Below are 16,063 nucleotides of genomic sequence, written 5' to 3'. Positions count from 1 at the left end.
TCGCCAACCAGGCGATTGCGCACGCGCATGGATGGATGCTGACGATGCGGTATGCGTTGGGCGTCGAATACGACGGCGCCGAATTCCTCGGCTGGCAGCGCCTCAGCCAGCCTGGAGAAGGTGACGACGGGACTGTCCAGACGCGACTGGAGCAGGCGCTGTCCTACGTCGCCAACACGCGCGTCGACACCATCTGCGCCGGCCGCACCGATGCCGGCGTGCATGCGCAATGCCAGGTGGTGCACTTCGACAGCGACGCACCGCGCGACCCGCGTGCCTGGGTGCTCGGCACGACCACGCAGCTTCCGGACGCGGTGTGCGTGCGCTGGTGCCTGCCGGTGGCCGACGATTTTCACGCACGTTTTTCCGCGCGGGCGCGGCGCTACCGCTATCGCATCCTCAACCGTCCGATGCGGCCGGCGTTGCAGCGCCACTATCTGACCTGGGAACGGCGCCCGCTCGATACCGACGCCATGCATCGCGCCGCGCAGGCGCTGCTCGGCGAGAACGATTTTTCCGCTTTCCGCACCGTGCATTGCCAGGCGCCGCATGCGCGCCGCGATCTGCAGGCGATCTCGGTGCGCCGGGACGGCGATCTCGTCGAGGTCGAAGTCCAGGCCAACGCCTTCCTGCATCACATGGTGCGCAATATCGTCGGCAGCTTGTTGATGGTCGGACGCGGCGAGAAGCCGGAAGCATGGATCGCCGAACTGCTCGCCGGACGGGATCGCACCGTCGCCGGACCGACCGCGCCGCCGACCGGGCTGGTGTTCCTCGGGCCGCTATACCCGCCGCAGTGGGGGCTACCCGAAGAAGTGACCCGGGCGGTGTAACTATTTGTTGTCGCTAGAGTTTTAAGGGTGCCGCGTAAAAGGGGTTACGCTCCCGCCATCCGGAAAATCGGTCAAGCGATGGCACGTCCTTTGTTTCGCACACGCATCAAGTTCTGTGGCTTCACCCGTGCCGGTGACGTGCGACTGGCCTGCGAATTGGGTGTGGATGCGGTCGGCTTCGTGTTCGCGCCGGAAAGCAAGCGCCGGGTCGTGGCCGAGGAGGCGAGGGCGATCCGGCAGGCGCTGGCGCCGCTGGTGGATTCGGTGGCCTTGTTCAAGGACAACCCGGCCGATGAAGTGCGCAATGTCGTGCGTCAGGTGCGGCCGAGCCTGTTGCAGTTCCACGGCGACGAGAACGAGGTGTTCTGCCGCAGCTTCGGCGTGCCGTATCTCAAGGCGATCGCGATGGGCGACGAGACCAGCGATCACGCGCTCGCGACCTTGCACGTGCGCTATCCCTCGGCGGCCGGATTCCTGTTCGACAGCCACGTCGGCGGCGGTAGTGGCGGCAGCGGCAAGACCTTCGACTGGACGCGCATTCCGGCCGGCATCCAGAAACCTTATCTGCTCGCCGGCGGCCTCACGCCCGACAACGTCTCCGATGCGATTCGGGCGGTGCGGCCCTGGGGTGTCGACGTCGCCAGCGGCATCGAAAGCGCGCCGGGCTTCAAGGACGGTGACAAGATGCGGCGCTTCGTCGAGGCGGTGCGGGCGGCGGATTCCGATAATTGATCCCCGACAACCGACGATTTCCGGCAATTGAGTTCGGATAAATGACGACGGCGGCGTGTCAAGACGAAAACGCCCGGGATTGTGTAGGCTATGCCCACGCCATGAAATCCTCGAACCGCCCGCCATCGCCCTTCGGTCGCTCCTTGCGACGCTGGCGCCGCGTGCCCGCGGCGGCCGTTCGATAACCGCCGCGTCGCCTCGACGTACCGCGCTCGGCATCGGCCTTTCAGCCGATTAGCCGATCACCGTAAAACCTCCCGCAGCCTGTCTGGCCCCATCATGTCCGCCGTGGCCGCGGCGCACCGGTTCCGGAGAACATCATGTCCCCCAAGCCTGCTCCTCATCAGCATGTCCCTCAAGCCGCGTCAGGCGCGGTGATCGATTACAACCAGTATCCCGACGCCAACGGCCACTTCGGGCGCTACGGCGGACGCTTCGTCGCCGAAACGCTGATGGGCCCGCTGGAGGAACTCGCCGCCGCTTACGACGCCGCGCGTGTCGATCCGGCCTTCATCGAAGCCTTCGAGCGCGATCTCGCCCATTACGTCGGCCGTCCGAGCCCGATCTACGAGGCCACGCGGCTCAGCGAACACGTCGGCGGCGCCCGCATCCTGCTCAAGCGCGAGGACCTGAACCACACCGGCGCGCACAAGATCAACAACACCATCGGCCAGGCACTGCTCGCCAGCCGTATGGGCAAGACCCGAATCATCGCCGAGACCGGCGCCGGCCAGCACGGCGTCGCCAGCGCCACCGTCGCCGCGCGCCTGGGCCTGGAATGCGTGGTGTACATGGGCGCCACCGACATCGAACGGCAGAAGATCAACGTCTACCGCATGCGCCTGCTCGGCGCGACCGTGGTGCCGGTGCACAGCGGCTCGGCCACGCTGAAGGACGCCTTGAACGAAGCGATGCGCGACTGGGTCACCAACGTGCGCGACACTTTCTACATCATCGGCACCGTGGCCGGGCCCGATCCGTATCCGCGCATGGTGCGCGACTTCAACGCCGTGGTCGGCCGCGAGGCGCGCGCGCAGATGCTGGCCGAGTACGGTCGCCTGCCGGACGCCATCACCGCCTGCGTCGGCGGCGGCAGCAATGCGATCGGCCTGTTCCACGCCTTCCTCAACGATCGCGACGTGCGCGTCGTCGGTGCAGAGGCGGCGGGCGAGGGCATCGCCAGCGGCAAACACGCCGCCTCGATCGCCGCCGGCCGTCCAGGCGTGCTGCACGGCAATCGCACCTACGTGATCTGCGACGACGACGGGCAGATCACCGAGACGCATTCGGTATCGGCGGGACTGGATTATCCGGGCGTCGGCCCCGAGCACGCCTTCCTCGCCGACACCGGCCGCGCCGAATACGTCGGCGTCACCGACGACGAGGCGCTGGCCGCCTTCCATCTGCTGGCGAAAACCGAAGGCATTCTCGCCGCGCTCGAATCCAGTCATGCGATCGCCCAGGCGATCAAGCTGGCGCGCGAATTGCCGAAGGACAAGCTGGTGCTGTGCAACCTGTCGGGACGTGGCGACAAGGACGTGCACACCATCGCTGCGCGCGAAAATATTCTCCTGTAATCATCCTTGCGGCGCATCCCAGACATGATCACCTGCCATATTCGCTACGTTCTCGATCCGGCGAAGCTCAGCGAGTTCGAGCGGTACGGAAAGATGTGGATTCCGCTCGTCGAGAAGTTCGGCGGCAAGCATCATGGGTATTTCCTGCCGTCGGAAGGCGCGAACAACATCGCGCTCGCGCTTTTCTCGTTTCCCTCGCTTGCCTCTTATGAGGAATACAGAACGAAATCGTTCGAGGATCCCGAGTGCAAGGCGGCATTCCGGTATGCGGAAGAGACTCGGTGTTTTCTCAGCTACGAACGTAGCTTCTTCCGTCCGGTATTCGAATAGACGTCACGGACTTCCTGTCCCCACTCAAGCGGACAGTTCTCAAAAAAGGCTTCCATAACGCATGAACCGCATCGACGCTCGTTTCGCCAAGCTGAAGCAGGAGAGCCGGAAGGGCCTGGTGCCTTTCATCACCGCGGGCGATCCTTCGCTCGAAGCCACCGTGCCGGTGATGCACGCACTGGTCGAAGCAGGCGCCGACGTGATCGAACTCGGCGTGCCGTTCTCCGATCCGATGGCCGACGGCCCCACCATCCAGCGCAGTTCCGAGCGCGCGCTGGCGCGCGGGGCGGGGCTCGCGTTCGTGCTCGAGAGCGTGCGCGCGTTCCGCGAGCGCGATGCCGACACGCCGGTGGTACTGATGGGATACCTGAACCCCATCGAGATTCGCGGCGCCGAACGCTTCGCCGCCGATGCCGCGCAGGCCGGCGTCGACGGCGTCCTGCTGGTGGATCTGCCACCGGAAGAAGCCGCGCCGTTCCGCGATGCCTTCACCGCGCACGGCATCGCCCTCGTCCTGCTGGCATCGCCGACCACGAGCGAGGCGCGGCTGTCATGGCTGTGCGGGCATGCGCAGGGCTATCTGTACTACGTCAGCTTCGCGGGTGTGACCGGCGCCTCGGAACGTCTCGACACCGCCGCCGCCTCCGAACGCCTGCGCGCGATCCGCGCCGCCAGCAGCGCGCCGGTCGTCGCCGGCTTCGGTATCAAGGATGCCGCCAGCGCCGCGGCGATGGCGGTCGATGCCGATGGCGTCGTGGTCGGCAGCGCGCTGGTCGCGTCGCTCGCGGATGCCAGGGACGTCGGTGACGCGGTCGCCAGGGCCACGGCCTTCCTCGCGCCGCTGCGGGAGGCGCTGGATCGCACGTTTTGAACGGCCGTATAGCGGCCGCGAGCGACATTCCACAGTACGGCAGGGGATGGCAATGCCGGCGAATCAGGTCCGCAAGCATTTGATTCGTCAGGCAACGAGCGGCGCCAGGCCAGCGACTTCAGGAATGCACAGGTGTGCGTTCCTCATCAGCCTGATAGCGTGCGTGCGTTAAACTTCTCCCCTGAACGCGGCCCGGCCGCTATGAGGCTACTCCGAACGCATGTCGTCCTGGCTGAAGAAATTGATGCCCGCGCGCATCCGCACCGAGGCTGGTGCGACCAAGAAGCGCAGCGTGCCGGAAGGGCTGTGGGAAAAATGCGAGCGCTGCGGCGCCGTGCTCTATCGCCCCGAGCTCGAGGAGAACCTCGAGGTCTGCCCGAAATGCAACTTCCACATGCCGATCCGCGCGCGCGTGCGCCTGGCGGCGCTCTTTGACGCCGGCAGCACGGAGGAGATCGGTGCCGCGCTCGGCCCGACCGACGTGCTCAAGTTCAAGGACCAGAAGAAATACAGCGACCGCATCAAGGCCGCGCAGAAGGCCACGGGTGAACGCGATGCCCTGGTCACGCTGCAGGGCACGCTGAAGCAGCGTCCGCTGGTCGCCAGCGCCTTCGACTTCGCCTACATGGGCGGCTCGATGGGCTCGGTGGTCGGCGAGCGCTTCACGCTCGGCGCCGAACACGCGCTGGAAATCGGCTCGCCCTTCATCTGCTTCTCCGCCAGCGGCGGCGCGCGCATGCAGGAAAGCCTGTTCTCGCTGATGCAGATGGCCAAGACCTCGGCCGCGCTGGCGCGCCTGCGCGATGCCGGGCTGCCTTACATCTCGGTGCTCACGCATCCCACCACCGGCGGCGTCTCGGCCTCGTTCGCGATGCTGGGCGACATCAACATCGCCGAACCGGAAGCGCTGATCGGCTTCGCCGGTCCGCGCGTGATCGAGCAGACCGTGCGCGAAACGCTGCCGGAAGGCTTCCAGCGTTCCGAATTCCTGCTCGAACACGGCGCGATCGATCAGATCTGCGACCGCCGTGAACTGCGCGAACGCCTCGCGCATCTGCTTGCGCTACTTACAGGGGCCCCCAAACCCGAAGACGATGTGATCGTCGAAGCATAGGTGTATGAGCAGACAATATTTTGGAACCGACGGCATCCGCGGCCGTGTCGGCGAAGGCCCGATCTCGGCTGATTTCGTGCTGCGCCTGGGCAATGCCTACGGTCACACGTTGCGCGCGGCGATGCGGCAGGCCGGCGAGAAGCGTGGCGGCGAGTGGCGCCGTCCGCAGGTGATCATCGGCAAGGACACACGCATTTCCAACTACATGTTCGAGGCGGCGCTGGAGGCCGGGCTGGTTGCCGCGGGCGTCGACGTGCAGTTGATGGGACCGATGCCCACGCCCGCCGTGGCCCATCTGACGCGCTCGCTGCGCGCCGATGGCGGCATCGTGATTTCCGCTTCGCACAATCCGCATTACGACAACGGCATCAAGTTCTTTTCCGCCGAAGGCGAGAAGCTCGACGACGCCACGGAACTGGCGATCGAGGCGGCGCTGGAGAATCCGTTCAGCACGGTGACCTCGGAACAGCTCGGCAAGGCGATCCGCACCCGCGATGCGGTCGGCCGCTATGTGGAAGCCTGCAAGAGTTCGGTCTCGCGTCATTTCGAGCTGGACGGCATGCGCATCGTGCTCGACTGCGCGCACGGCGCCACCTATCAGATCGGGCCGCTGGTGCTGCGCGAGATGGGCGCCCGTGTCGATACGATCGGCGTGGATCCTTCCGGCCTGAACATCAACGACGGCGTCGGTTCCACGCATCCGGAAGGCCTGGCCGCGCGCGTGCGCGAGACCGGCGCCGATCTCGGCATCGCCTTCGACGGCGACGGCGACCGTGTCCTGTTCGTCGACAGCGACGGCGTGCTGCGCGACGGCGACGATCTGCTGTTCCTGCTCGCGTCCGACTGGAAGGAAAGCGGCCGCCTGCATGGGCCGGTAGTCGGCACGCTGATGACCAACTACGGACTCGAGCGCGCGCTCGCCGATGCCGGCATCGGCTTCATCCGCGCCAAGGTCGGCGACCGCTACGTGCACCAGGCGCTGCTCGAACATGGCGGCATCCTCGGTGGCGAGGCGTCCGGGCACCTGCTGTGCCTGGACCGTGCCACCACCGGTGACGGCATCATCAGCGCGTTGCAGGTGCTGGAAGTGCTGCATCGCCGCGGCATCAGCCTGCAGGAAGCGCTGCGCGGGCTGCGCAAGGTGCCGCAGAAGACGATCAACGTGCGCTACGGCGGCGGTGCCAAGCCGACCGAGGCGGACAGCGTGAAAGCGGCGCTGGCGGACGCGCAGCGGGCGGTGGAGGGCAGGGGGCGCGCCTTCCTGCGGCCTTCCGGCACCGAGCCGGTCGTGCGCGTGACGGTGGAGGCGGACGACGCGGAGTTGGTGCAGACTACGCTGGATCGGTTGGCCGACGCCGTGCGCGCGGCAGCCGCCTGAGTATTTCGCCCCGACGCACGGGCGCCGGGGTTGCCAAGGACAGAGACACATCAGATGAGCACCAGCCAGACCACTGCTTCCCAAATCCCCACACTCGACATCCGCCGCTTCACTCATCCGACCAGCCCCGAGGATCGTCAGGCCTTCGTAGACGAACTCGGCGCCGCCTATCGCGAATGGGGTTTCGCGGGCATCCGCAACCACGGCATTCCGCAGTCGCTGATCGACGATTCCTACGACGTGTTCAAGCGCTTCTTCGCGCTGCCGGAGGAGACCAAGAAGCAGTATCACGTCCCCGGCGGCGGCGGCGCGCGCGGCTACACGCCGTTCGGCGTGGAGACCGCGAAGGGCGCCAAGTACTCCGACCTGAAGGAGTTCTGGCACATCGGCCGCGAGATTCCCGACAACTCCAAGTACCGCGACGTGATGGCGCCGAATCTGTGGCCTGAGGAAGTCGAAGGCTTCCACGAAAAGGGCTACGCGCTCTACAACGCGCTCGACGAGCTCGGCTCGCAGGTGCTGCGCGCGCTGGCGCTGCACATCGGCCTGCCGGAGAACTACTTCGCCGACAAGACCGACTTCGGCAATTCGATCCTGCGCCCGATCCACTATCCGCCGATCACCGCCGACGACATCCCCAACGTGCGCGCCGGCGCGCACGAGGACATCAACCTGATCACGCTGCTGGTCGGCGCCAGCGCCGCCGGTCTGGAAGTGCTGTCGAAGAAGGGCGAGTGGGTACCGTTCACCTCGGACTCCGACACCATTGTCGTCAACATCGGCGACATGCTGCAGCGCCTGACCAATCACGTGTATCCGTCCACCACGCACCGCGTGGTCAATCCGCCGGGCGAGCAGGCGCGCAAGCCGCGTTATTCGGTGCCGTTCTTCCTGCATCCGAATCCCGACTTCCTGATCGACGTGCTGCCGTCCACGATCACGCCGGATAATCCCAAGCGTTATCCCGAGGCGATCACGGCGCAGGGGTATCTGGAAGAGCGGCTGCGCGAGATCAAGCTGAAATAAGGCGCCGGTGAGCACCGCGCGCGACGTGTCGCCGATCGGGGAGCGCCTGCTCGCGACGCTCGAACTGCTGGCGGCGGTCGCACTGGTCGGCTATGCCGCCGTCATGCTGGTGGATGGCATGCGGATCGGCGATGTCGCCGGGCCGATCGCACTGTTTTTTTTCGGACTCATCCTCCTGCTCGCGCTGACGCTGGCGATCGCCGGCTTGACGATGTTCAAGCGCGCCAGGGGCCGGTGGTGGTATCGGGGCGTGTCCGCGGTGGCGCTGTGCATCGCCGCCGTGCTGATGGTCGGATGATGCGACGGCGCCTATGGATCGGGCTACTTGCGATCAGCTGTACGCGCAGGCCCGCCGGCTAGCGAAGCGTCCGGCGGACGCCGACGACCTTGTCCAGGAAACCCTGCTCGCCGCGCTGCAGGCCGGTCGCTCCGATCTGCCTTGGCTGAGTGGGGTGCTGCGCAATCAGGCGGCGTTGCAGGCGCGCTCGGCGGTACGGCGCCGCCGCCGTGAGAGCCTCGATGCCATCGCCCGGGAAGCGATGGTCGAAGAGTGTGTTTCGGAAGCGGCCGATCATGATGCGCCGCCACCCGCGCCCGATTGGTTGCGACGCCTGCCTCCCGCGAGCCGCAAGGTGGCGGTCCTTGCATTGCACGGCCTGTCGGCGGAGGAGATCCGCTGGCTCCTCGGCATTAGCCCCGCCGCGTTCCGGCAGCGATTGACCGGCATCCGCAAGGCGCTGGCCGGATTGCGGCCGGCGGAGCGGAGCGAAAGCCTCGCGCTCGCCTACGTGCGCGATCCCGCGCGTAGCGCCGATCTGCAGTTCGGGCTGGTGCGCCGCGCGTTGCGGGCCGCGATGTCTGGCGGCGAGGGGCTGGGCACCCACGACGGCGACGGTCATCTGCTGGTGATCCGCACCCGTGCTCACACTTCGGATGCCAGCGGCAACGGATAGGCGGAACCACACAACAGGAGGAGTTCCCATGCTGTCCAACTGCAAGGTAGGCGCCATCGTTTTCTTCGTCACCGATCTTTCCCGTTCGGTCGATTTCTATCGCGATACGCTCGGTCTGCCGGTCAATCTCGTCGATGGCCACGACGGCGCGTTCGCGATGGCGCAGGTCGGCGAACTGGTGCTGGTGTTCATCGTGCACGCGGCCAAGGCGGGAGAATCGCCGGTGGTCGTGTTCAGTCTCGATGGCGGCATCGACGATTACGCCGAGGCGCTGGCCGGCCGCGGCGTCGAGATCGTGGTGCCGGTCGGCGAATCGCCGGATGGCGGGCTGTCGCTGGATTTCGTCGATCCCGACCGCAATCTGCTGAGCCTGCATCAGGGGCCGGACCTGCCGCGCAGGAAGTAGGATGCCACTCCCTCTCCCGCAAGCGGGGGAGGGTCATGTCCTGGGTTGCCTCAGGTCATCCAGAAGAACACCGCCGCCATCCGCTTCTCCTGCAGCGTCTGCCCCCAATAGCCGGTGGCGCTGTGGATCAGGTTGGCGCGATACAGCAGCAGCCGGTTGTAGCGGTGCGGGATGCGCATGTCCTCGACGAACGAGTCGGGCGCGACGAAGCGCGAGCCCAGCGCGTCGGCGAGATTCAGATGCGGCGCCATCACCGTGTTGCCGCCGAGCTGGCCGCCGGGCATGCGCTGCCGGTAGAAGCCGGTGCCGCAGCTGTCCGGCACGTTGGGGTTGAGATAGAGCACCGCGGCATAGCGGCACAGGTGGCGTGAATCGGTGTGCGGTCGTGGCTGGCATTCGTCGATGCCGACCACCTGCACACAATTGTGGTTGAGGTGGGTGCCGTCCGCGGCGGTGGTCACCGTCAGTTTCTTGGCGCCGGTGGCCTGTTTCACCCAGGCCTCGAGGGCCGCCAGTTCATCCGGCTCGAGGCAGGGAATCGAGCGCAGTCCCGGCCAGCTTTCCGGCTTGTAGGGGTAGCCCTCGTGCCAGTCGGTTTTGGCCAGGCAGCGGGCGCGGATCGCATCGGCATTGGGCAGGGCGTCGTCCAGCAGCCAATAGTCGCGGCCGAGCGTCGGCTTCTGGTAGGGCAGGATCGGCAGGCGGCGCTGCGGTTGGGGGCGTTGTCCGAGCATCTCCGCACTATAGAACGGGCATGCCGTTCTGTGGCGGGCGCCATGTCCCAGGTTCGGCCGGCGTGAGCGCGATGGGTCAGTCGATCGGGCGAATCTTGCGCGAATTGCGCGCCATCAGCTTGAGCAGCAGGCCATCGGGCAGCAGCCAGGTCAGGCCGCGGATCAGCTTGTAAACCAGCCCCGGCACCGCCACGACCTGCCCGCGTTCGGCCGCATCGATGCCGGCGCGGGCCACGTCCTCCGATTTCAACCACATCCATTTCGGCAGCTTCGACATCATCGCGCGCGTGCCGGTCACGTCGTGGAACTCGGACCAAGTGAAGCCGGGGCAGAGCGCCGTGGCATGCACGCCGGCGTCGGCGTTCTCCAGCGACAAAGCCTCGCTGAACTTGACCAGGAAACTCTTCACCGGCGCATAGAGCGTCTGCCCGTCCGCCGACGGCACCAGCGCCGCGAACGAGGCGACGTTGAGGATGCGGCCGCCCTGTGCGCGGATCGATGGCAGCAGGCGCCAGGTCAGTTCGCACACCGCGCCGATCATTACCTGCAGGAAATGCGCGTGCGTCGCCCAGTCCTTGCTCAGGTAGCGGCCCGGCACACCGTAACCGGCGTTGTTGACCAGGATGCGCACCGGCAGCTCGCGCTGCTGGATTTCCGCCACCAGCGCGCGTGGCGTGGCCGGGTCGGCGAGGTCGGCGGCGATCACCACCACCGGCACCAGGGCGCGCAGCTCGTCGGCCAGGGTCTGCAGCCGCTCGAAGCGGCGCGCGGTCAGGATCAACGGCACGCCCCGGCGCGCGTATTCACGGGCGATGGCTTCACCGATACCGCTGGAGGCGCCAGTAATCAGGGCGTAGCCGGCGGAGGGGGCTGTCGTCATCGTTTGGTTCCGGGCCGTGGGAGGGGATCAGCTATTCTGTTCCTTTCAACGTTCAGGAGTCGCTGATGCGCCGCAGGATCGTCGCCGGGAACTGGAAGCTGCACGGTAGCCGCGATTTCGCCACCCAACTGGTGGCAGAACTGGTGGTCGGCCTGCCGGTGGCGGGTGTGGAGGCGGTGCTGCTGCCGCCGTTGCCGTACCTCGGCGAGCTGATCCGCGATTTCCAGGGCCATGCCGTGGCCTTCGGTGCCCAGGACGTCAGCAAGAACGAGAAGGGCGCCTACACCGGCGAGGTCTCGGCGGGGATGCTGGTGGATGTCGGCGCCCGTTACGGGCTGGTCGGCCATTCCGAGCGCCGGCAGTACCACCAGGAGAGCAACGAATTGGTCGCGCAGAAGTTCCTGGCCGCCAAACACGCCGGCCTGACCCCGATCCTGTGCGTCGGCGAGACCCTGGAGCAGCGCGAAGCCGGCCAGACCGAGGCGGTGATCGCCGCCCAGCTCGCCCCGGTCTTCGAACTGGCCGGCGCCCAGGCCTTCGACGGCGCCGTGGTGGCCTACGAGCCGGTCTGGGCGATCGGAACCGGCCGCACCGCCAGCCCGGAGCAGGCCCAGGCCATGCACGCTTTCATCCGTGGCGAGGCCGCTTCCCGCGATGCTACAATCGCGGATTCGCTGCCGCTGCTGTACGGCGGGAGCGTGAAGCCTGAGAACGCCGCCGCGCTGTTCGCTCAGCCGGACGTGGACGGCGGGCTGATCGGCGGTGCGTCGCTGGTGGCCGCCGATTTCCTGGCCATCGTCTCGGCCGCCGCGAACTGAATTCTGACGAGAGTCCCACTCGATGTTGTTGCTGATCCTCAACGTGATATTCGTGCTCATCGCCATCGCGATGATCGCGCTGATCCTCATGCAGCGTGGCGCCGGCGCGCAGGCCGGTTCCGGCTTCGGCGGCGGCGCGTCCGCGACCGTCTTCGGCGCGCGCGGTTCGTCCAACTTCCTGTCCAAGGCCACCAAGTGGCTGGCGATCGCGTTCTTCGCGATCACGCTGTACATGGCGTGGAGCGCCACCCACAGCGCCAGGCCCGTTGCTCCGGGCCAGCAGGACCTCGGCGTGATGGGGCAGGTCGTCCCGCCGGCGCCCGACACCGCGCCCAAAATTCCTTCGGCGCCTGCGCAGAACGCTCCGTCGCAGGTTCCCGCGCAATCCGCGCCGGTGCCGCAAGCCGGCGCGCAGCCGGCCAATGCGCAGCCGCAGTCCCAGCAGCAGGCGCCGTCGCAGCCCGCTCCGCAGGACAAGAAGTAATCGCGAAGGGCCTGAACAAAGTTCAGCGGTTCCTTTACAATAGACAAGTTCCGTACGAGGTATCGCGCGGAGCGAAAAAAATTGCCCAGGTGGCGGAATTGGTAGACGCACTACCTTGAGGTGGTAGCGGCTTAGGTCGTGGGGGTTCGAGTCCCCCCTTGGGCACCACGTAATGCGGGAGTGAGCCGCAGGAAAAGAGGTCAGGCAAGCAGGTTCGCCCGACTACCTTTTCCCGGCTTCATTCCACGCGTAGCCACAGAGCGGAAATGAACTGAAGAGGAGTTTGGATACGAGGGAAGGGCAAGCGGTCGCGTCCTGACTCCACTCCGACTCCTCTTTGATTCGTTGCCGTTCTCAAGCCGAGAGAACACAGAGTGCTGGCCGAATACCTGCCGACCCTACTGTTCCTGTTCGTTGCCACCGGTATCGGCATTGCATTGCTGATCATTGGCAACATGCTGGGGCCCAAGCGCCCGACGCCCGAGAAACTGTCGCCGTACGAATGCGGCTTCGCCGCGTTCGAGGACGCGCGCATGCAGTTCGACGTGCGCTATTACCTGATCGCGATCCAGTTCATCATTTTCGATCTGGAAATCATCTTCATCGTGCCCTGGGCCACCGTGTTCCGCGACCTCGGCACGCTCGGCCTGATCGAGATGGGCATCTTCGCCGGCATGCTGCTGCTCGGCTTTATCTACGTCTGGAAGAAAGGGGCGCTCGAATGGGAGTGAGTCAAACCGTCGCGCGCCTGATGAACAACCCGCTGCCGGAAGGTCGGGTCGACGACATCCTGCGTCCCCAGGGCGAGAATCCGCTGCTCGAGCGCGGTTTCGTCACCACCAGTTCCGACGTGCTGCTGAATTGGGCGCGCACCGGTTCGATGTGGCCGATGACCTTCGGCCTGGCGTGCTGCGCGGTGGAGATGATGCACGCGGGCGCCGCGCGTCTCGATCTCGATCGCTACGGTGTGGTGTTCCGCCCGTCGCCGCGTCAATCCGACGTGATGATCGTGGCCGGCACCCTGGTCAACAAGATGGCTCCGGCGCTGCGCAAGGTCTACGACCAGATGCCCGACCCGAAGTGGGTGATCTCGATGGGCAGCTGCGCCAACGGCGGCGGCTACTATCACTATTCCTATTCGGTGGTGCGCGGCTGCGATCGCATCGTGCCGGTTGATATCTACGTGCCGGGCTGTCCGCCCACGGCCGAGGCGCTGGTGTACGGCATCCTGCAATTGCAGAAGAAGATCCGCCGCAGCACCAACTTCGGCGACAACAAGACAGGACTGCGGGAAGGTTGATGGTATGACGGCTGAGTCTGCATCCACTTTCGCCCAGCGCCTGCGCACGCGCTTCCCCGATGCCGAGGTCACGGTCGCGCAACCGCGCGGCGAGGTCGGCATCGTGTTCTCCAGCGAAGCCTGGCACGACGGCTGCAAGGCGCTGCGCGACGAGTTCGGTTTCGAGCAGCTGATCGATGTCTGCGGCGTCGACTACCTCGGTTACGGCAGCGACGAGTGGGACACCGATGTCTCCTCGGAAGGGTTCAGCCGTGGCGTCGAGGGACGCAACGTCGGCCGCTTCAAGTTCGGCGAGACGCCGAGCCGCCAGGTCGCAGAACCGCAAGGCGAGGCCTCGATGCCGACGCCGCAGCGCCGCTTCGCCGCGGTGCTGCAATTGCTGTCCGTGCAGAACAATCGCCGCGTGCGCGTGAAAGCGTATGCGCCTAATGATGATCTTCCGATCGTTGCTTCGGTCACCGATCTTTGGCCGGTTGCCAATTGGTTCGAGCGCGAGGCGTTCGATCTGATCGGCATCATTTTCCAGGGCCATCCCGATCTGCGCCGCATTCTCACCGATTACGGCTTCGTCGGGCATCCCTTCCGCAAGGACTTCCCGTTGATCGGCAATGTCGAAGTGCGTTACGACGCCGAGAAGAAGCGTGTCGTGTACGAACCTGTGACCTCCGTCGAGCCGCGCGTCGCTGTCCCGCGCGTGATACGCGACGACGCACGCTACGCGACCGCGGCCGGCGAACAGATGTCACGCAAGGCGGAGGGCGCGAAATGAGCGCGCAACCCGAAGACCATCCGCATCCCTCGCACCTTGCCTTCGCCAGCAATGAAGGCGAGGCGAAGCAGGAAATCCGCAACTACACGCTGAACTTCGGCCCGCAGCATCCGGCCGCGCACGGCGTGCTGCGCCTGATCCTGGAAATGGACGGCGAAGTGGTGCAGCGTGCCGATCCGCACATCGGCCTGCTGCATCGCGGCACCGAGAAGCTCGCCGAATCCAAGCCCTTCAACCAGTCGATCGGCTACATGGATCGCCTGGATTACGTCTCGATGATGTGCAACGAGCACGCCTACGTGCGTGCGATCGAATCGCTGATGGGCATCGAGGCGCCGGAACGCGCGCAGTGGATCCGCACGCTGTTCGACGAAATCACGCGCATCCTGAACCACCTGATGTGGGTGGGTTCGAACGCGCTCGACCTCGGCGCGATGGCGGTGTTCCTGTACGCCTTCCGTGAACGCGAGGAATTGATGGACGTGTACGAGGCGGTGAGTGGCGCGCGCATGCACGCCACGTACTACCGCCCCGGCGGCGTCTACCGCGATCTGCCGGAGCGCATGCCGCAGTACCGCGAATCGCCGTGGAAGAAGGGCGCCAAGCTCAAGCGCTTCAACGCCTGGCGCGAAGGTTCGATGCTGGATTACCTGGAGGCCTTCTCCCAGGATTTCGTGCATCGCATCGACGAATACGAAACGCTGCTCACCGACAACCGCATCTGGAAACAGCGCACCGTCGGCATCGGCGTGATCCCGCCCGAACAGGCGCTGGCCTGGGGCATGACCGGCCCGATGCTGCGCGGTTCCGGCGTGGCCTGGGATCTGCGCAAGAAGCAGCCGTACGCGAAGTACGCCGAAGTCGATTTCGACATTCCGGTGGGCGTGAAGGGCGACTGCTACGACCGTTATCTGGTGCGTATCGCCGAGATGCGCCAATCCACCCGCATCATCGAGCAGTGCGTGAAGTGGCTGAAGGCCAACCCAGGCCCGGTGATGCTCGACAACTACAAAGTGTCGCCTCCCTCCCGCGAGGAGATGAAGGACGACATGGAAGCACTGATCCATCACTTCAAGCTGTTCTCCGAAGGCTATTGCGTGCCGGCGGGCGAGACGTACAGCGCGGTCGAGGCGCCGAAGGGCGAATTCGGCTGCTACCTCGTCTCCGACGGCGCCAACAAACCGTTCCGCGTGCATCTGCGCGCGCCGGGCTTCGCGCACTTGTCGTCGATGGATGAGATCGTGAAAGGCCACATGCTGGCCGACGTGGTAGCGATGATCGGCACGTACGACATCGTGTTCGGAGAGATTGACCGATGAGGGCGACAGGCAATTTCGAAAACGCGCGCAACGTCGACCCGATGGTCGTGCTGAGCGACGAGACGCGTGCGCACATCGACCACTGGCTGACCAAGTTTCCGCCGGATCGCAAGCGCTCGGCCGTGCTGCAGGGCCTGCACGCGGCGCAGGAGCAGAATGGCGGTTGGCTGACCGACGAACTAATCGCGGGCGTCGCCAAGTACCTCGACCTCCCGCCGGTGTGGGCGTACGAAGTGGCCACGTTCTACTCGATGTTCGAGACGCAGAAGGTCGGCCGCCACAATGTCGCGTTCTGCACGAACATCAGTTGCTGGCTCAACGGCGCCGAGGATCTGGTCAAGCACGCCGAGAAGAAGCTCGGCTGCAAGCTCGGCGAATCCACCGCCGACGGCCGCATCTACCTCAAGCGCGAGGAAGAATGCGTCGCCGGCTGCTGTGGCGCGCCGGTGGTCGTCATCAATGGCCATTACCACGAGAAGCTCGACGCCGCGAAGGTCGACGAGTTGCTCGACAGCTTGACGCTAGACAGCAGGAAGTGA

At 65.9% G+C, this 16,063-nt stretch carries 20 protein-coding genes and 1 tRNA gene; 19 read left to right on the top strand and 2 right to left on the bottom strand.

The genetic code is table 11. The annotated features are described in order from the left end of the window. The first annotated feature begins 44 nt into the window (after window positions 1-44). The 11 genes from truA to LG367_RS07980 all read left to right on the top strand — a co-directional run bounded on the left by truA (window position 45) and on the right by LG367_RS07980 (window position 9,220). Window positions 45-833 carry a tRNA pseudouridine(38-40) synthase TruA gene (truA, locus tag LG367_RS08030; RefSeq protein ID WP_226468725.1) on the top strand — a complete coding sequence of 263 codons (789 nt, stop codon included), beginning with the start codon at window positions 45-47 and terminating at the stop codon, window positions 831-833. 78 nt (window positions 834-911) lie between these two features. Beyond that, a complete protein-coding gene (locus LG367_RS08025) occupies window positions 912-1,565 on the top strand; it encodes a phosphoribosylanthranilate isomerase (RefSeq protein WP_226468724.1) in 654 nt (217 codons plus the stop codon). 320 nt (window positions 1,566-1,885) lie between these two features. Beyond that, complete coding sequence (gene trpB / locus LG367_RS08020; RefSeq protein WP_226468723.1) at window positions 1,886-3,142, top strand: tryptophan synthase subunit beta; 1,257 nt, start codon at window positions 1,886-1,888, stop codon at window positions 3,140-3,142. 24 nt (window positions 3,143-3,166) lie between these two features. After that, entirely contained in the window at window positions 3,167-3,472 is a 306-nt protein-coding gene (locus LG367_RS08015; protein ID WP_226468722.1) for an NIPSNAP family protein, read from the top strand. A 61-nt stretch (window positions 3,473-3,533) separates the two neighbouring features. Further along, the gene (gene trpA / locus LG367_RS08010; protein WP_226468721.1) at window positions 3,534-4,343 is read left to right on the top strand and encodes a tryptophan synthase subunit alpha; all 810 of its coding nucleotides are present in this window, start codon (window positions 3,534-3,536) and stop codon (window positions 4,341-4,343) included. A gap of 220 nt (window positions 4,344-4,563) precedes the next feature. After that, window positions 4,564-5,457: an acetyl-CoA carboxylase, carboxyltransferase subunit beta gene (gene accD, locus LG367_RS08005; protein WP_226468720.1), complete on the top strand. Its 894-nt coding sequence runs from the start codon at window positions 4,564-4,566 to the stop codon at window positions 5,455-5,457. Between the two features lie 4 nt (window positions 5,458-5,461). Further along, window positions 5,462-6,835 (top strand): phosphoglucosamine mutase, encoded by a 1,374-nt coding sequence (gene glmM, locus LG367_RS08000; protein ID WP_226468719.1) that lies wholly within the window; start codon window positions 5,462-5,464, stop codon window positions 6,833-6,835. Window positions 6,836-6,889: 54 nt separating this feature from the next. Beyond that, window positions 6,890-7,861, top strand: coding sequence for an isopenicillin N synthase family dioxygenase (locus tag LG367_RS07995; RefSeq protein WP_226468718.1), 972 nt, complete (start codon window positions 6,890-6,892; stop codon window positions 7,859-7,861). A 7-nt stretch (window positions 7,862-7,868) separates the two neighbouring features. Next, entirely contained in the window at window positions 7,869-8,159 is a 291-nt protein-coding gene (locus LG367_RS07990; RefSeq protein ID WP_226468717.1) for a hypothetical protein, read from the top strand. 13 nt (window positions 8,160-8,172) lie between these two features. After that, window positions 8,173-8,814: an RNA polymerase sigma factor gene (locus tag LG367_RS07985; RefSeq protein ID WP_226468716.1), complete on the top strand. Its 642-nt coding sequence runs from the start codon at window positions 8,173-8,175 to the stop codon at window positions 8,812-8,814. A 28-nt stretch (window positions 8,815-8,842) separates the two neighbouring features. Continuing rightward, a complete protein-coding gene (locus LG367_RS07980) occupies window positions 8,843-9,220 on the top strand; it encodes a VOC family protein (protein WP_226468715.1) in 378 nt (125 codons plus the stop codon). Between the two features lie 50 nt (window positions 9,221-9,270). On the opposite strand, the gene LG367_RS07975 is transcribed toward LG367_RS07980, so the two are convergent. Together LG367_RS07975 and LG367_RS07970 are read right to left on the bottom strand one after the other, a co-directional pair. Next, complete coding sequence (locus tag LG367_RS07975; RefSeq protein WP_226468714.1) at window positions 9,271-9,954, bottom strand: DUF6445 family protein; 684 nt, start codon at window positions 9,952-9,954, stop codon at window positions 9,271-9,273. A 76-nt stretch (window positions 9,955-10,030) separates the two neighbouring features. Continuing rightward, a complete protein-coding gene (locus LG367_RS07970; protein WP_226468713.1) occupies window positions 10,031-10,834 on the bottom strand; it encodes an SDR family NAD(P)-dependent oxidoreductase in 804 nt (267 codons plus the stop codon). Window positions 10,835-10,899: 65 nt separating this feature from the next. Here LG367_RS07970 and tpiA point away from each other — a divergent pair, with 65 nt between their 5' ends. The 8 genes from tpiA (at window position 10,900) to nuoE (ending at window position 16,063) form a co-directional block, all read left to right on the top strand. Beyond that, window positions 10,900-11,652 carry a triose-phosphate isomerase gene (gene tpiA, locus LG367_RS07965; RefSeq protein ID WP_226468712.1) on the top strand — a complete coding sequence of 251 codons (753 nt, stop codon included), beginning with the start codon at window positions 10,900-10,902 and terminating at the stop codon, window positions 11,650-11,652. Window positions 11,653-11,674: 22 nt separating this feature from the next. Continuing rightward, window positions 11,675-12,136 (top strand): preprotein translocase subunit SecG, encoded by a 462-nt coding sequence (gene secG / locus LG367_RS07960; protein WP_226468711.1) that lies wholly within the window; start codon window positions 11,675-11,677, stop codon window positions 12,134-12,136. Between the two features lie 83 nt (window positions 12,137-12,219). Beyond that, window positions 12,220-12,304: transfer RNA gene (locus tag LG367_RS07955), tRNA-Leu, on the top strand. A 206-nt stretch (window positions 12,305-12,510) separates the two neighbouring features. Next, a complete protein-coding gene (locus tag LG367_RS07950; RefSeq protein WP_226468710.1) occupies window positions 12,511-12,867 on the top strand; it encodes an NADH-quinone oxidoreductase subunit A in 357 nt (118 codons plus the stop codon). After that, window positions 12,858-13,436, top strand: a complete 579-nt coding sequence (locus LG367_RS07945; protein WP_226468709.1) for a NuoB/complex I 20 kDa subunit family protein — start codon at window positions 12,858-12,860, stop codon at window positions 13,434-13,436. The genes LG367_RS07950 and LG367_RS07945 overlap by 10 nt, the downstream gene beginning before the upstream one ends. A gap of 4 nt (window positions 13,437-13,440) precedes the next feature. Continuing rightward, window positions 13,441-14,205 carry an NADH-quinone oxidoreductase subunit C gene (locus tag LG367_RS07940; RefSeq protein ID WP_226468708.1) on the top strand — a complete coding sequence of 255 codons (765 nt, stop codon included), beginning with the start codon at window positions 13,441-13,443 and terminating at the stop codon, window positions 14,203-14,205. After that, window positions 14,202-15,524, top strand: a complete 1,323-nt coding sequence (locus LG367_RS07935) for an NADH-quinone oxidoreductase subunit D (RefSeq protein WP_226468707.1) — start codon at window positions 14,202-14,204, stop codon at window positions 15,522-15,524. The genes LG367_RS07940 and LG367_RS07935 overlap by 4 nt, the downstream gene beginning before the upstream one ends. Further along, entirely contained in the window at window positions 15,521-16,063 is a 543-nt protein-coding gene (gene nuoE, locus LG367_RS07930; protein ID WP_226468706.1) for an NADH-quinone oxidoreductase subunit NuoE, read from the top strand. The genes LG367_RS07935 and nuoE overlap by 4 nt, the downstream gene beginning before the upstream one ends.

The organism is Luteimonas panaciterrae, from assembly GCF_020511115.1.
Lineage (GTDB): Bacteria > Pseudomonadota > Gammaproteobacteria > Xanthomonadales > Xanthomonadaceae > Luteimonas > Luteimonas panaciterrae.
This window is presented reverse-complemented; position numbering and strand designations above follow the sequence as displayed.

What these genes read in the sequence shown, in the direction of transcription:
- LG367_RS07945 (WP_226468709.1), top strand. Translation starts at nt 12,858, where the DNA reads ATGGGAGTGAGTCAAACCGTCGCGCGCCTGATGAACAACCCGCTGCCG.
- LG367_RS07935 (WP_226468707.1), top strand. Translation starts at nt 14,202, where the DNA reads ATGAGCGCGCAACCCGAAGACCATCCGCATCCCTCGCACCTTGCCTTC.
- nuoE (WP_226468706.1), top strand. Translation starts at nt 15,521, where the DNA reads ATGAGGGCGACAGGCAATTTCGAAAACGCGCGCAACGTCGACCCGATG.
- tpiA (WP_226468712.1), top strand. Translation starts at nt 10,900, where the DNA reads ATGCGCCGCAGGATCGTCGCCGGGAACTGGAAGCTGCACGGTAGCCGC.
- glmM (WP_226468719.1), top strand. Translation starts at nt 5,462, where the DNA reads ATGAGCAGACAATATTTTGGAACCGACGGCATCCGCGGCCGTGTCGGC.
- trpA (WP_226468721.1), top strand. Translation starts at nt 3,534, where the DNA reads ATGAACCGCATCGACGCTCGTTTCGCCAAGCTGAAGCAGGAGAGCCGG.
- LG367_RS07995 (WP_226468718.1), top strand. Translation starts at nt 6,890, where the DNA reads ATGAGCACCAGCCAGACCACTGCTTCCCAAATCCCCACACTCGACATC.
- LG367_RS07940 (WP_226468708.1), top strand. Translation starts at nt 13,441, where the DNA reads ATGACGGCTGAGTCTGCATCCACTTTCGCCCAGCGCCTGCGCACGCGC.
- trpB (WP_226468723.1), top strand. Translation starts at nt 1,886, where the DNA reads ATGTCCCCCAAGCCTGCTCCTCATCAGCATGTCCCTCAAGCCGCGTCA.
- LG367_RS07970 (WP_226468713.1), bottom strand. Translation starts at nt 10,834, where the DNA reads ATGACGACAGCCCCCTCCGCCGGCTACGCCCTGATTACTGGCGCCTCC.
- truA (WP_226468725.1), top strand. Translation starts at nt 45, where the DNA reads ATGCGGTATGCGTTGGGCGTCGAATACGACGGCGCCGAATTCCTCGGC.
- LG367_RS08015 (WP_226468722.1), top strand. Translation starts at nt 3,167, where the DNA reads ATGATCACCTGCCATATTCGCTACGTTCTCGATCCGGCGAAGCTCAGC.
- accD (WP_226468720.1), top strand. Translation starts at nt 4,564, where the DNA reads ATGTCGTCCTGGCTGAAGAAATTGATGCCCGCGCGCATCCGCACCGAG.
- secG (WP_226468711.1), top strand. Translation starts at nt 11,675, where the DNA reads ATGTTGTTGCTGATCCTCAACGTGATATTCGTGCTCATCGCCATCGCG.
- LG367_RS07985 (WP_226468716.1), top strand. Translation starts at nt 8,173, where the DNA reads ATGGATCGGGCTACTTGCGATCAGCTGTACGCGCAGGCCCGCCGGCTA.
- LG367_RS07980 (WP_226468715.1), top strand. Translation starts at nt 8,843, where the DNA reads ATGCTGTCCAACTGCAAGGTAGGCGCCATCGTTTTCTTCGTCACCGAT.
- LG367_RS07975 (WP_226468714.1), bottom strand. Translation starts at nt 9,954, where the DNA reads ATGCTCGGACAACGCCCCCAACCGCAGCGCCGCCTGCCGATCCTGCCC.
- LG367_RS08025 (WP_226468724.1), top strand. Translation starts at nt 912, where the DNA reads ATGGCACGTCCTTTGTTTCGCACACGCATCAAGTTCTGTGGCTTCACC.